At 70.7% G+C, this 14037-nt stretch carries 5 protein-coding genes and 1 pseudogene; 3 read left to right on the forward strand and 3 right to left on the reverse strand.

Annotation, left to right across the window (positions count from 1 at the left end; all coding sequences use genetic code 11):
• Positions 1–20: 20 nt before the first annotated feature.
• Positions 21–9569, reverse strand: coding sequence for a non-ribosomal peptide synthetase/type I polyketide synthase (locus tag QR77_RS03865; protein WP_052488514.1), 9549 nt, complete (start codon positions 9567–9569; stop codon positions 21–23).
• Positions 9570–9611: 42 nt separating this feature from the next.
• Positions 9612–10421, reverse strand: a complete 810-nt coding sequence (locus QR77_RS03870) for a sterol desaturase family protein (RefSeq protein WP_078876471.1) — start codon at positions 10419–10421, stop codon at positions 9612–9614.
• Positions 10422–10877: 456 nt separating this feature from the next.
• Between QR77_RS03870 and purB the strand changes: the two genes are divergently transcribed.
• Complete coding sequence (gene purB / locus QR77_RS03875) at positions 10878–12311, forward strand: adenylosuccinate lyase (RefSeq protein ID WP_040027259.1); 1434 nt, start codon at positions 10878–10880, stop codon at positions 12309–12311.
• Positions 12312–12318: 7 nt separating this feature from the next.
• Positions 12319–12894 carry a G/U mismatch-specific DNA glycosylase gene (gene mug, locus QR77_RS03880; protein WP_040019681.1) on the forward strand — a complete coding sequence of 192 codons (576 nt, stop codon included), beginning with the start codon at positions 12319–12321 and terminating at the stop codon, positions 12892–12894.
• A gap of 143 nt (positions 12895–13037) precedes the next feature.
• On the opposite strand, the gene QR77_RS03885 is transcribed toward mug, so the two are convergent.
• A complete protein-coding gene (locus QR77_RS03885; protein WP_040019682.1) occupies positions 13038–13478 on the reverse strand; it encodes a nitroreductase family deazaflavin-dependent oxidoreductase in 441 nt (146 codons plus the stop codon).
• A gap of 236 nt (positions 13479–13714) precedes the next feature.
• Here QR77_RS03885 and QR77_RS48230 point away from each other — a divergent pair.
• Positions 13715–14037, forward strand: a pseudogene (locus QR77_RS48230) (aspartate aminotransferase family protein); the annotation flags it as partial.

The following is a 14037-nucleotide window of genomic DNA, read 5'->3' on the forward strand; positions in this document are numbered from 1 at the left end:
GGCGTCGCTCCGGCACGGTGTCACGCACCACAGGTCTCACATCCCACGGCAGCCGCGTGTTCGTCGATGCCGGCCGCGTGGCCGGGGGCCGTGTGGCCGGGGGTTCGCGCGAGGACGGTCCGGGTGAGGCCGGCGTTGTGTTCGATGTGCCCCGGGTCGAGCATGTCGGCGTGCGCGCCGGAGCCCCGTAGCACCGCTGTGGATGTGGTGGAGCCGCCGTGCCAGGCGCCGCGTTCCCCGGCCGCGTAGAAGGCGACCTTCCGCTCGTCGGAGATCACGGTGACGGCGGCGCGCACCGCGCCGAGGTTCGGTGTGCGGCCGCAGAAGCCGATGTAGTCCCTGGCCTGGTCGAGGGTCTCCCGCGCGAGATGCTCGGACCCGGTGTGTTTGCGCAGGTGTTCGCGGAGTTCGTGCTCGAAGTCCTCATGGTGCTCGCGGCTGACCGTGAAGGAGGCGGGGATGCGGTACGAGTCGAGAATGACGACGTCCCCGACCTCGCGCCCGCGGCGTTCGAGCTCCTTGGCGACCTCGAAGGCGAGGTTGCCGCCGAGTGAGTAGCCGAGCAGCTCGCAGGGACCCTGTGGCTGGAGGGAGTCGATCAGGTCGGCGTAGCGGTGCACCTTGTCGTCGCCGGTGACGTAGTTGAACGCCACGAGTTCGTACTCCGGCAGTTGGGCCGCGAACAGCCGGTAGACCAGTCCGTGGCCACCTGCGGGCGGAAAGCAGAAGAGGACGGATCCGGCGTCGCGGTTGAACCGCAGAAAGGGCTGGGCGCCCGGAAGACGGCCGGTGATGATGTGCTCCACCGTTCTGGCCATGCCGTGCAGCGTGGTCACCTTGAAGAGATGACTGACCGGGACGCTGATGTTGAACTCGTTCTGCAGGCCGTGGATCAGTTCGATCAGCTTGATGGAGCTGCCGCCGGCCTCGAAGAAGTCGTCCTGGAGACCGACCCGCTCCAGCCCGAGGATCGCCGTCCAGTGGTCGGCCATCCGCGTCTCGTAGAGGGTCGAGGGCGGCTCGTGCCGTTCGTCGGCGGCGGCGTACCGGGGCGCGGGCAGCGCCGCTGTGTCGACCTTTCCGCTGAGGGTGAGGGGCAGTTCGGGCAGCTCGGTGAAGGAGGACGGGATCAGATACGTCGGCAGCAGACCCGCGAGGTGGCGGCGGAGCTGCCGCCAGTCCAGTTGGGTGCCGGGGGCCGCCACGCCGTACGCGCACAGTGTGCTCTCGCCGCGCCCGGCGGGGCGCAGGGTGACGACCGCCCGCGCCAGCGCGGGCCACCGCGCGAGGTGCGACTCGACCTCGCCGATCTCCACGCGATGGCCGCGCACCTTGACCTGCGAGTCGGCGCGGCCGATGAGACGCACTCCCCCGTCCTTGTCCCAGCGTGCGAGGTCGCCGGTGCGGTACAGACGCACGGGCCGGGCGTCCTTCTCGCGGCTGAGGGTGCGCGTGACGAAGCGGTGCGCGGTCTGCTCCGGGTCACGGACGTATCCGGTGGTGAGGCCCGCCCCACCGATCCAGAGCTCGCCGGGGGCGCCGGGCGGCACCGGTTCGCCGTGCCCGTCGAGGATGTACACCTGGGTGCCGGGGAACGGCCGCCCGATCGGGACCATGTGGCTGTGCGCCAGGCCGTCCACGGGTCCCTCGAAGCAGGTGCTGTCGATGGTGGCCTCGGTGAGGCCGTAGGAGTTGACCAGGCGGGTCTCCGGGCCGCACAGGGCACGCAGCCGCTCGTACTCCTCGACCTTCCAACTGTCGGAGCCGACGATCAGCAGACGCATGAAGTCCAGCCGGCTGCTGTCGTGTTCGCAGTGGGCCATCAGGCCCCGGACGACGGAGGGCACGAACTCGCCGCAGTCGACGCGCTCCTGTCGCATGGCGGCGTACAGCCGTGCCGTGTTGAACAGCAGCTCGCGTCCGACGAGCACCAGGGTGCCGCCGGAACACAGGGCGCGCACCAGGTCGCCGGTGAAGACGTCGAAGGACGGGCTCGCCATCTGGAGGTGGACGGTGACATCGCGGTCGAGGCGGTACTCCACGCGCCAGGCCTCGTAGGCCGAGGCGAGGTTGCGGTGGCTGACCGGCACCGCCTTGGGGCGGCCGGTGGAGCCCGAGGTGTAGATGACGTAGGCGGGGCCGTCCATGTCGACGGCCTGGTCCGGCGCGTCCGGGGAGGGCTCCTCGGTGAGGTCGTCGAGGGCGAGCACCCGGACGGGCAGGTCCGCGAAACGCTCGCGTGCGGCGTCGTCGGCGTCGGCTTCGACCAGCACCAGCGCGGCTCCGGCGTGCGAGACCATGTACGCGAGCCGGTCGGCCGGGTTGTCGGGGTCGAGCGGCAGGTACGCACCGCCGGCCATGAGCACCGCCAGCAGGGTGACGATCAGCTCCGGCGATTTGTCCAGGCATACGCCCACCACGGCCCCGTCGGCGACGCCGAGCGCACGCAGTCGCCGGGCGCGGGCGCGGCTGCGGCGCTCCAGCTCCTGGTAGGTCAGCCGGTGGTTCGCGCCGTCCTCGGCGGGGGCCGAGACGGCGATCGCCTCGGGCCGCTCGGCGGCGATCCGGCGGATGAGCTGGTGGACCGGCTCGGTGGGCGTGGCGGCCGGCGCTGCTGCTCCGCTCCAGTCGCCGACGATGCGTTCGCGCTCTTCGGGGCCCAGCATCTCCAGCCGGCCGGCGGGCCCCGCGGCGGGGGCCCGGGTCAGCGCGTCGAGCAGGTTGACGTAGTGGAGGGAGAGTTGCCGCATCGTCCCGGCGAGGAACAGGTCGGTGTTGTATTTGAAGACGCAGTGGAACCGCCGGTCGGCCTCGTCCTCGTACACCGACAGGGTGATGTCGAACTGGCCTTCTTCCTCGGGCAGTTCGATGTACTCCAGGCGGTAGCCGTACTTCTCGGTGGCGACCTTGTGAGTGAGGAGGATGAACATCGTCTGGAAGACGGCGGACCGGCTCGGGTCGTGCTGGAGGCCGAGCTTCTCGACCAGCAGCACGAACGGATACTCCTGGTGGTCCAGGCCGCCCAGGACGACATCGCGGACGCGGGTGAGGAGCTGCTCGACGGTCGGTGAGCCGGACAGGTCCAGATGGAGCGGCAGCGGGTTGACGAAGTAGCCGTAGACCCCGGCGAACTCCTCCTGGGTACGGCCCGTCACAGGGCTGCCGACGATGATGTCGTCCTGCCCTGAGTAGTGGTGGAGCAGCAGGTAGTAGGCGCTGATGAGCACCATGAAGACGGTGACGTTGTGCTCCCGGGCCAGGGCGTGGACGCGGGCGCTGAGGTCGGCGTCGAGGACGAAGAACTCGGAGGCGCCGTTGTGGGTCTGGACGGCCGGGCGGGGCTTGTCGGTCGGCAGGTTGAGGGCGGGGGCATCGGCCGGCAGATGGGTTTTCCAGTAGTCGAGCATCCGCAGGGCGTCGCGGCCGGCGAGGAACTGGTTCTGTCGGTTGAGGAAGTCGAGGTAGCGGGCGGACACGGGCGGCAGTTCGGGCGTGCGGCCCCGGCGCAGGGCCTCGTAGACCGCGAGGAGTTCCTCGATGAAGGTGAAGGTCGAGATCGCGTCGGAGATGATGTGGTGCACGGCCTTCATCAGCACCCAGCGGTCCTGCCCCCGTTTGAAGAGGCGCAGGCGGACCAGCGGGTCGCGTTCGAGGTCGTACGGCTTGCGGTACTCACGGACGATGAGTGCGTGGATGGCGTCCCACTCCAGGTCCTGTACGTCGAAGAGTGCGACGTCCAGCCGCAGGGCCGCCTCCTCGGCCCGGGCGACCTTCTGTACGGGCCCGCCCGCGTGGTACGTGAAGTTGGCGCGGAGGCTGGGATGACGCTCGACCAGTGTGCGGAAGGCCGCGAACATCAGCTCGGGTTCGAGCTCCACGCGCACCTCGACCGCTCCGCCGATGTTGTAGGCGAAACCGTCGGGGTTGAGCTGCTTGAGGAACCACAGCGCCTTCTGGTTCTGGGTGAGAGGGTGCTGCCCCTCGTCGTGGAAGAGTTCGACGGCACTCGCGGCAGCGGCGTCGTTCTTACCGGCGTCGTCCGTACCGGCGGCGACCAGATCGGCGAGCCCGTCGTACACCTGGCTGATCAGGTCGCTGACGGGCGCGTTGCTGAGCAGGGCGACGACCGGGAGCGCGATGCCCAGGTCGGCCTGGACCCGGGAGCGCAGCTCCATCGCGAGGAGGGAGTCCAGGCCCAGTGTGCCGAGACCGGCCGCGGGGTCGATCTGGTCGGGCCGCACCCGCAGCACGCCGGCGGCGACGTGGGTGAAGCGGTCGGTCAGCAGCGCGCGACGGGTGGCGGTGTCGGTGTCCCGGAAGGCGGCGTGCAGGGTTTCGAGGTCGCTGCCGTCCTTGCGCGCCGCGTCGGTCGCGTCGGCCGCTCCGCTCGCGGCAGCGGCCAGGTCGGTGACGAGCCGTGGCGGTGCCCCGTACCAGGCGAGGAAGACCGGCCAGTCGACGACGGTGGCGACGAGCAGTTGGGCGCGGTCCTGGCCGATGACACGTTCGAGGACGGCCATGCCCGCTTCGGGGGAGAGCGAGCTCATGCCGCGTTGGGTGCGGTAGTGCTCGATCAGCCCGAGCTCCTCGATCATGCCCGTGGCCCAGGGACCCCAGTCGACGCTGAGGGCGGGCAGGCCGCGGGCGCGGCGGTGGTGGGCGAGCGCGTCGAGGAAGGCGTTGCCCGCGGCGTAGTTGGTCTGCCCGGCGGTGGTGAGCAGCGAGGCGATCGAGGAGAAGAGGACGAAGTGGTCGAGCGGTTCGTCCGCCAGATGACGGTGCAGGAGGTACGCGCCGAGGACCTTGGGGTCGTACACGGCGTCGAAGGCGGTCCGGTCCATCTCCGGCAGGAGGGTGTCGCGGACCTGGCCGGCGAGGTGGAACACGCCGCGGATCGGTGGCGATTCCCGCTGCCGGTAGTCGGCGAGCCATGCGGTGAGGCTCGTCTCGTCGCTGATGTCGAGCGGCGCGACGACCGGTTGGGCGCCGAGCCCCTCAAGCTCCTTGACGAAGCGGACGCGGCTGCCGGCGGCGGAGTCCGGGTCGAGGCCGCGCCAGTGCTCGCGGCCGGGCAGCGGGGTGCGGCCGACGAGGATCAGACTGCGGGCGCCTCGGGCGACGAGCCGGCGGCACAGGAGCCGGCCGAGCGCGCCGAACGCGCCGGTCACCAGGTACGCGCCGTCGGCGCGGAGCCGCAGCGGGAGCGGGCGGGGCAGGTCGGAGACCGGCGTGAGGCGGCTGGTGTAACGGCGGCCGCCGCGCAGGGCGACCTCCTCCTCGGCGTCGGCCGCGGTCACTTCCCGCATGAGGGCCCGTGCGTCCGCCGCCCGGGCTGCGGTGTCACGGCCCGGGACGGGGTCGAGGTCGATGAGCGTGCCCCGGTGGGCGGGAAGCTCCTGCTGGCCCAGCACACGGCCGACGCCCCAGGCCGGCGCGGACAGCGGCTCGGCCGGATCACCGGGGACCGCGGCCTGGCTGCCGCGGGTGACGATGTGCAGCCTGGCGCCCGGGTGGTGGGCCGGCAGCGTCTGGGCGAGCGTGACCAACGAGTAGCCGCCGAGGCTCGCGCACTCGCGGAGGGCGGCCGCTGTGTGTGGCGTGTCGACCGGGGGGAGGTCGAGACTCCACAGGTGGACGACGTGGTCGTACGGCCCCGAGCCGTTCGCGTGCAGCTCGGCGAACAGGCGCTCCAGGTCGTCGGTGGAGCCCGGAACGACCGTCGACTCAGACTGCTCCGGGGCCATGCGGTAGGCCGGGCCTGACCGTACGAGGTGACAGCGCCCGCCGGCGGCCGTGATCAGCGCCGCCAGTTCGTCGGCGACACCCTGTGCGTCGGCGAAGACGAGCCAGTCCTGGACGGGGGTCTCGGATGTCTCAGCGGACCCGGGGTCGTACGGGGTCTCGACCCAGGCGATGTCGGCCAGCCAGGAGTCGATGGTGCTCAGGCCCACGGCGGCGGACGCCTTCTCGACGTCGGCGGCGCGGAATCCGCTGACACGGCCGAGGGGGGTGCCGTCGTCGGCGTGGAGGGTGATGTCGCCGACGAGTTCGCCGTCGGTGCTGCTGGTGAGGACGGCGTGCGCCCACAGCGGCTGGTCCCCGACGGCGTCGAGGTGTACCTCGCCGATCGAGAGCGGTAGCCGGATGCCGGTGCCAGGGGCGGCCTCGGAGCCCACGGGCCGCAGGAGCTGCGGTGTCAGCAGCGCCTGGAAACAGGCGTCGAGCAGTACGGGGTGCAGATGGTGCCGGGCGGCGTCATCGCCGATCGAGGCGGGCGGCCGGATGCGGGCGAGCGCCTCGTCGGGGCCGATCCACACGTCTTCGATGCCCTGGAACGCCGGCCCGTAGTGGTAGCCGAGCGCGGCCAGCGCGGCGTAGCAGTCCTCCCCGTCAAGACGACGGGTGGTGCGCACACGGACCGCCTCGATGTCGAGCCGGGGGGCGCTTCCGGGGCGTCGGCGCTGGGCGGAACGCGCGACACCGCGGGCGTGCACGACCCGCTCGCCGTTGTCGCTCCCGGGGACGGTGGCGATGGTGAAAGCGGCGTCCTCGGTGCAGAAGGAGAGCTGCACTTTCGCGCTCTCGCCCGCGGGGCTCCCGGGGCCGGCCGGGAGGACCGGAAGGAACAGTGCCTTGCGCAGCTCGATGTCGATGAGGTCGGCGTCGCCGCCGGTCATGGCCCGGACGGCCTGCGTCGCCATCTCCACGTAACCGGCCGCCGGGAAGACCGCGCTGCCCTGGATCCGGTGGTCCCCCAGATACGGCAGGGACTCGACGTCGAGCCTGGCCTCCCAGGCCGGTTCGGCGGTGGCGAGGCGGCGGCCCAGCAGCGGGTGGTCCAGGCGCCCGAGGCGGATCTGCTCGACCGGCTTGGGCTCCGTCCAGTACCGGTCCCGCTTCCAGGGGTAGCGGGGCAGGGTCACCGGCCGGCCCACGGGGTGCAGGACGTCCCAGGCGATGTCGACGCCGAGGTTGTGCAGCGCCGCGAGGGAGAGGGTGAAGCGCTCGCGCTCGTCCTCCTGGCGGCGGATCGACGGCAGGGTCCGCGCTTCGCCGCCCCGGGCCGCGAGGCATTCGTTGATCGAATGGCCGAGCACCGGATGCGGGCCGATCTCCAGGAAGACACCGTGGCCGTCGTCGGCGAGGCGGTCGACCGCTTCGCCGAACCGGACGCTTTCGCGGACGTTGCGCCACCAGTAGCCGGCGCCCAGCTCGGGGCCCTCGGCGATCCGGCCCGCCGCGTCCTCGCCCGCCGTCACGTAGAGCGGTACGCGGGCCGGTCGCGCCTCAAGACCGGCCAGCGAGGAGAGCAGTTCGTCCCTGATGGGGTCCATGCACGCGGAGTGGTAGGGCACCCGCACGGCGAGGGGTTTGGCGAAGACCCCCTCCGCGTGGAGCTCGGCGGCGAGTTCGGTGAGCGCGTGCTCGTCCCCGGCGAGGGTGATCGCGGTCGGGCTGTTGACCGCGGCCACGGAAACGCGGCCGGCGTACGGCCGTACGCGCCGCAGGGCTTCGGCCTCCGGCAGACTCACCGCCAGCATGCCGCCGGTGCCCACCAGCTTCTGCTGCAGGCGGCTGCGGTGAACCACGATCCTGGCCGCGTCCCGCAGCGTGTGGACACCGGCCTCGTAGAACGCGGCGACCTCACCGGTGCTGTGCCCGACGATGGCGTCCGGTCGCACGCCGCGGCTGCGCCAGAGGGCAGCGAGGCCCACCTGTACGGCGAAGTTGGCGGGCTGCGCCAGCCATGTCTCGCTCATCCTGGAGTCGGCCTCGCCGGCGCCCAGTTCCTCCACCAGCGACCAGCCGGTGAGCTCGCGCAGCTCGCGGTCGCACGCCTCGACCGCCTCGCGGTAGACCGGCTCCGTCTCGAACAACTGGCGTCCCATGCCCCACCATTGCGGCCCCATGCCGGTGAAGACCCACACCAGCCGCCGGTCCCGCTCCTCACGCCGCTGGTCCAGGAGCACCCTGGGGTGGGCTTCGCCCCGCAGGTGGGCGTCGAGGGCTTCCGTCAGCGAGGCGCGTGAGTCGTAGACGACCGACAGCCGCGATTCGAGATGCTGGCGACGGCGCGCCAGGGTGTAGGCCAGGTCGGGCAGGGACACGGCGGGACCGTGAACGCCGGAGAGTTCCTGCCGGATGTTCTCGGCGACCTCGGAGAGAAGGCCGGGGTCGCGCGCGGTCAGCGGCAGGATGGCGTGGCCGGAGCGCGCGGCACGTGGCTTCGGTACGCGGAGCGCCTCGTCCACGGGCGCGGCCTCGCACAGCACGTGCGCGTTGGTACCTCCGAAGCCGAAGGAGTTGACGCCCGCTCGCGCCGGCCCTTCGTGGTCGGGCCAGGGCACCGTGTGAGTCGGGATCTCGAACGGCAGCGAAGCGAGGTCGATCGCGGGGTTGATCACGTCGAGGTTGATGTGGGGCGGGATGGTGCGGTGCTTCAGGCTGAGCACGGTCTTGATCAGCCCGGCGATGCCGGCCGCCGATTCCGAGTGCCCGATGTTGGTCTTGACCGAGCCGACGTAGCAGCGCGCACCTGGCGGGCGGCCCATCGACAGTACGCGGCCGAGAGCGCCCGCCTCGATCGGGTCGCCGACCGGGGTGGAGGTGCCGTGGGCCTCGACGTACTGGAGGCTGCCCGGGGTGATGCCCGCCTCGGCGCAGACGCGCTCGATGAGCGTGACTTGGGCGTCGGCGCTGGGGACGGTGATGCCGTTGGTGCGGCCGTCCTGGTTGACGCCACTGCCGATGATCACCGCGTGGACCGGGTCGCCGTCGCGTAACGCGTCGTCCAGGCGTTTGAGAGCCACCACACCCACGCCTTCCGCCCGGACGTAGCCGTCGGCCGAGGCGTCGAAGGTGCGGGACCGGCCCTCCGGGGAGAGGAAGCCGCCCTTGGTCTCGGCGATGGTGTACTGGGGGGCGCTGTGCAGCAGCACACCGCCGGCCAGCGCGAGCGAGCTCTCTCCCCGGCTCAGGCTCTGGCACGCCAGGTGCACGGCCACCAGGGAAGAACTGCACGCGGTGTCGACGGAGACGCTGGGGCCGCGGAAGTCGAAACAGTACGAGATGCGGTTCGACACCATCGTCATCATCGTGCCGGTCGCGGTGTGCGCGGCGAGCGTCTCGAAGCTGAGGTCGGAGAACTGGAGGATCTTGTAGTCGAGCGTGAACGCGCCGACGAACACACCGATGTCCTGGCCCGCCAGCTCCGCGGGTTTCTGCCCGCCGTCCTCCAACGCCTCCCAGGCCACTTCCAGCAGCTTGCGCTGCTGCGGGTCCATCTGGGCGGCCTCACGCGGGCTGATGCCGAAGAAGGCCGGGTCGAACTCGTCGAAGCCGTCGATGTATCCGCCGCGCCCACCGACCAGCCGGCCCGGTTTCCCCTTGTCCCGGCTGGCGAGTGTCGCGACGTCGTACCGGTTGGACGGCGTCGTGGTGATGCAGTCCTTGCCGTCAAGCAGGTTCCGCCAGAAGGTGCGGTGGTCGGATGCGCCGCCGGGCAGCCGGCAGCCGATTCCGATGATCGCGATCTTTTCACGCGTGGCAGTGTGCTGTGACGCGGGCATGGGCGAGTCCTTGAAGTGGCATGGAGCGAACGGGAGTCGGCGTCAGACGGGTTGCCGGTCGGACACCGCGCGGCGACGCCAGAGCTGGACCTGGCTGGCGAGGACGGCGTCGGTCCTCGGGAAGGATGCCGGGTCGTGCAGACCGACTTGGGCCGGTTTCCGGCCGGTGTACCAGGTGTAGCTGCCGAACATCTTGTCCCAGACAGCCAGATCCGAGCCGTAGTGGCCGGCTTCGGAGAGATCGGTGCTGTGATGCAGACGGTGTTGCTCGGGGCTCACGAGAAGGTGGTTGAGCACACCGATGTGTACGTCGATATTGGCGTGGGTGAAATAGCCCTGGGTGATGACGAAGAGTCCTACAGCGAAGACGGCTTCCTGGGAGAAGCCGAGCAGTGCCAGGGAAAGCTGCACCACTCCTTGCGACAGCACGATGTCGAGGATGTGATTGACGCCGTTGTTGCCGACGTTCACCTTGTCCGGCACATGATGAATTCCGTGCAGCCGCCAGAGCAACGGATTCGCGTGGCTCAGACGGTGCAAGAGGTAACTGGCCAAGGAGCCGACGGCCAGCGCCGACGGAATGTCGGCCCACAGCGGCAGCTTGGGGTCCGCCGGGGAGAAAATCCCCACGAGGGCCGCCACCAGGAACTGTGCGACGACGCTCCCCGCCACGGTCAGCAGGAAATATATGAGATACCGCCCCCACTCGCCGCGGCTCGGATGCCACTCACGGTCATAGGGGATCACGCGCTCCAGCAGGGCGAGGTAGGAAATGACGCTTGCCTGGAAAAGCGCGGTGACAGGGCCCGTATCGAGACGGAGGAACAATGCTGCCGCCGCGACGGCGACCATGGCCAGTAACAGCACCGGATAGGCGAGGCGACGCACAATGCGGCGCGGACCGTCTTCGGACAGTCGAAACACCTCCCCTGGCAACTCGTCCTACTCCAGGGAGAGTTCCCTCCTGCGGCAAAGTGCAATCACGCTCAACTTAAGTATGAAAATGCCACTACCAAAGGGCGTTGGTCGCCTCAACAGGGCCCACGGATTCCTTGGACGAACGTTGGTTTCCGGGACCCGGAGCGGCGATTACGGAAAGCCCGGGATTCACCGACCGCGGAATCGGCCGCCGGGCGCCGATCGGCCGGACGAAGGCTCAGGCGCGCGGGAATCCGGTCCTCCTCGTGGATTCCTCGCCGACCGCGTGAGGCGGAGTGAGCCGTGCGCCTCTGACCAGGGACTATCCGCGCGGTGTGGACGTGACACGGCCTGCCTGGAAAGCCCGTATGCTTGGCTCACGTGACTGCCCTGCCTGCGAAGCCTCGCATCCCCAATGTCCTTGCCGGCCGCTACGCCTCGGCGCAGCTCGCCGTGTTGTGGTCCCCCGAACAGAAGGTACGGCTGGAGCGTCAGCTCTGGCTGGCGGTGCTGCGGGCCCAGCGGGACCTCGGGATCGAGGTGCCGGAGACGGCCGTCGCCGACTACGAGCGGGTGGTCGACCAGGTGGACCTGGCGTCGATCGCCGAGCGCGAGAAGGTCACCCGGCACGACGTGAAGGCGCGGATCGAGGAGTTCAACGCCCTCGCCGGCCATGAGCAGGTGCACAAGGGCATGACGTCCCGGGACCTCACGGAGAACGTCGAGCAGCTCCAGATCCGGCTCTCGCTGGAGCTGATGCGCGACCGTACGGTCGCGGTGCTGGCGCGGCTCGGGAAGCTGGCCGGTGAGTACGGCGAGCTGGTGATGGCGGGCCGTTCGCACAACGTCGCCGCGCAGGCGACCACGCTCGGGAAGCGCTTCGCGACGGCGGCCGACGAGCTGCTGGTGGCGTACGGGCGCCTCGACGACCTGCTGGGCCGGTATCCGCTGCGCGGGATCAAGGGCCCGGTCGGCACGGCGCAGGACATGCTCGACCTGCTGGACGGGGACACCGTACGGCTGGCGGAGCTGGAGCGGCGCGTCGCCGGCCACCTCGGCTTCGCGCACGGCTTCACCTCGGTCGGCCAGGTCTACCCGCGCTCCCTCGACTACGACGTGGTGACCGCGCTGGTGCAGCTCGCGGCCGCGCCCTCCTCGGTGGCGAAGACGATCCGGCTGATGGCCGGACACGAGCTGGTCACCGAGGGCTTCAAGCCCGGCCAGGTCGGCTCGTCGGCGATGCCGCACAAGATGAACACCCGGTCCTGCGAGCGCGTCAACGGCCTCATGGTGATCCTGCGCGGCTACGCGTCGATGACGGGTGAGCTGGCGGGCGACCAGTGGAACGAGGGCGATGTCTCGTGCTCGGTGGTCCGCCGGGTGGCGCTGCCGGACGCGTTCTTCGCGTTCGACGGGCTGCTGGAGACGTTCATGACGGTCCTCGACGAGTTCGGCGCGTTCCCGGCCGTGGTGGCACGTGAGCTGGACCGCTACCTGCCGTTCCTCGCGACGACGAAGGTCCTGATGGGCGCCGTACGCGCGGGGGTCGGCCGCGAGTCGGCCCACGAGGTCATCAAGGAGCACGCGGTGGCTTCGGCGCTGGCGATGCGGGAGCAGGGCGCCGAGCGCAACGAACTGCTCGACCGGCTGGCCGCCGACGAGCGGATGCCGCTGGACCGTGGCCAGTTGGACGCCCTGATGGCCGACAAGCTGTCCTTCACCGGTGCGGCCGGTGACCAGATCGCCGCTGTCGTCTCACGCGTCGAGGAGATCGTGAAACAGCATCCCGAGGCCGCCGCGTACACGCCCGGATCGATCCTCTGACCCCGGGATGCGTCAGGAAGAGCTGGACGCGGCCCGGGACCGGGTGATCCCCGATGTGATCGGGGACGGTCTCCGGGTGCTGTTCTGCGGCATCAACCCCGGCCTGATGTCGGCGGCGACGGGCCACCACTTCGCGCGGCCCGGCAACCGCTTCTGGCCGGTGCTGCATCTCTCGGGCTTCACGGAGCGGCAGTTGCTCCCCGCCGAGCAGGACGAGCTGCTCCGGTACGGCCTGGGCATCACCAACACGGCGGCGCGCGCGACCGCGCGGGCCGACGAGCTGAGCGCCGAGGAGTTCCGCGAGGGCGGCAGGATCCTCACCGCCAAAGTGGAGAAGTGGCGGCCCGGGTGGCTGGCGGTGGTGGGGGTGACGGCGTACCGCACCGTCTTCAACGACAAGAAGGCCCGGATAGGTCCTCAGGAGCGGACGATCGGTTCCACCAGGATCTGGGCGCTGCCCAACCCGAGCGGTCTGAACGCGCATTGGACGGTGGGGACGATGGCGGAGGAGTTCGGCAGGCTGCGCGTTGCCGCCGAAGCCGGCGGGGCCGACGAAGTGCCCGGGGTTCTGTCCGACCCATGACCTCCGCTACGGCGGTGAGCAGCCGGGACGGGTACGCGTCGTTCCCGTGAGCAGCGCGGCCGGCGCCGTCAGCCGTTTTTCGCGCGGGAGGGCGCGTCCCCGGGCAACCGCGGGGACGCGCCCTCCCGTGAGGTCCGGCAGGATCAGCCGCCGGTGCGGCGCAGGCGGACGACGGGGATCTCGCGGTCCGTCTTGAGCTGGTAGTCGGCGTACGGAGGGTAGACCTCGACAAGTCCGGGCCACACGCGGGTCCGGTCCTCGGCGCCCAGCGTCTCGGCGCGAGCGGTGAAGCGCTCGGGGCCGACCCGCACGCTGACGTCCGGGTTCGCCTCCAGGTTCACGTACCAGAGCGGGTGCTCGTCCGCCCCGCCCTTGGACGCCACGATCAGGTAGTCCTCGCCGTCGCGCCCGTAGATCAGGACCGTACGGCGCCATGCGCCGGTGCGCCGGCCCCGGTAGTCGAGGAGCAGGCAGGGCGAGCCGTTCAGGTCGGTGCCCTTGGTCCCGCCCGACTCCTCGTATGTCTTCGCCTGCTCGGCGACCCAGCCCGAGGGGCTGATCACAACCTCTTCGTCCTGCGGCATTCCTACTCCTCCGGGTTGTGCGGTGTCTCAGCTTCCGGCGGCCCGACGATCCGGTCCGTCGATCCGGCTCGTCCGGCGGTCGAAGCGCTTCCAGCGTAAGCACGGACGAGGCACGCGCGGAGCGGCCGGGGTGTGTCCGTGATCACGCTCGGCGCCTACCCGTATTCGAGGCGTCGACCCGTGGTTCATGCTGGAGCATCACCCGACCCACCCGACCCACCGACCCCGAGGCCACCATGCGCGAGCTGCTGCGTCACACCCTCGGCCACGCCGAGCAGTACCTGGCGGGGCTGGACCGGCGCCCCGTCGGGGTCCCCGTCGACCCGGCGGAGATCCGTGCCCGTTTCGACGGACCCCTGCCCGCCGGTCCCACCGATCCGCTGACCGTCGTCGACGATCTTGTCGCAGCCGCCGGGCCGGGGCTGGTGGCCTCGGCCGGTCCGCGCTACTTCGGGTTCGTCACCGGTGGCAGCCTGCCGGCCGCGCTCGCCGCCGACTGGCTGACCTCGGCGTGGGACCAGCTCGCCGGGGCGTACGCCGCCTCTCCGGCGGCCGCTGC

The organism is Streptomyces sp. 150FB (assembly GCF_000818195.1).
GTDB lineage: Bacteria > Actinomycetota > Actinomycetes > Streptomycetales > Streptomycetaceae > Streptomyces.

Coding starts and splice junctions, on each gene's coding strand:
- mug (WP_040019681.1), top strand. CDS start 12,319: ATGCGTCAGGAAGAGCTGGACGCGGCCCGGGACCGGGTGATCCCCGAT.
- QR77_RS03865 (WP_052488514.1), bottom strand. CDS start 9,569: ATGCCCGCGTCACAGCACACTGCCACGCGTGAAAAGATCGCGATCATC.
- QR77_RS03870 (WP_078876471.1), bottom strand. CDS start 10,421: ATGGTCGCCGTCGCGGCGGCAGCATTGTTCCTCCGTCTCGATACGGGC.
- QR77_RS03885 (WP_040019682.1), bottom strand. CDS start 13,478: ATGCCGCAGGACGAAGAGGTTGTGATCAGCCCCTCGGGCTGGGTCGCC.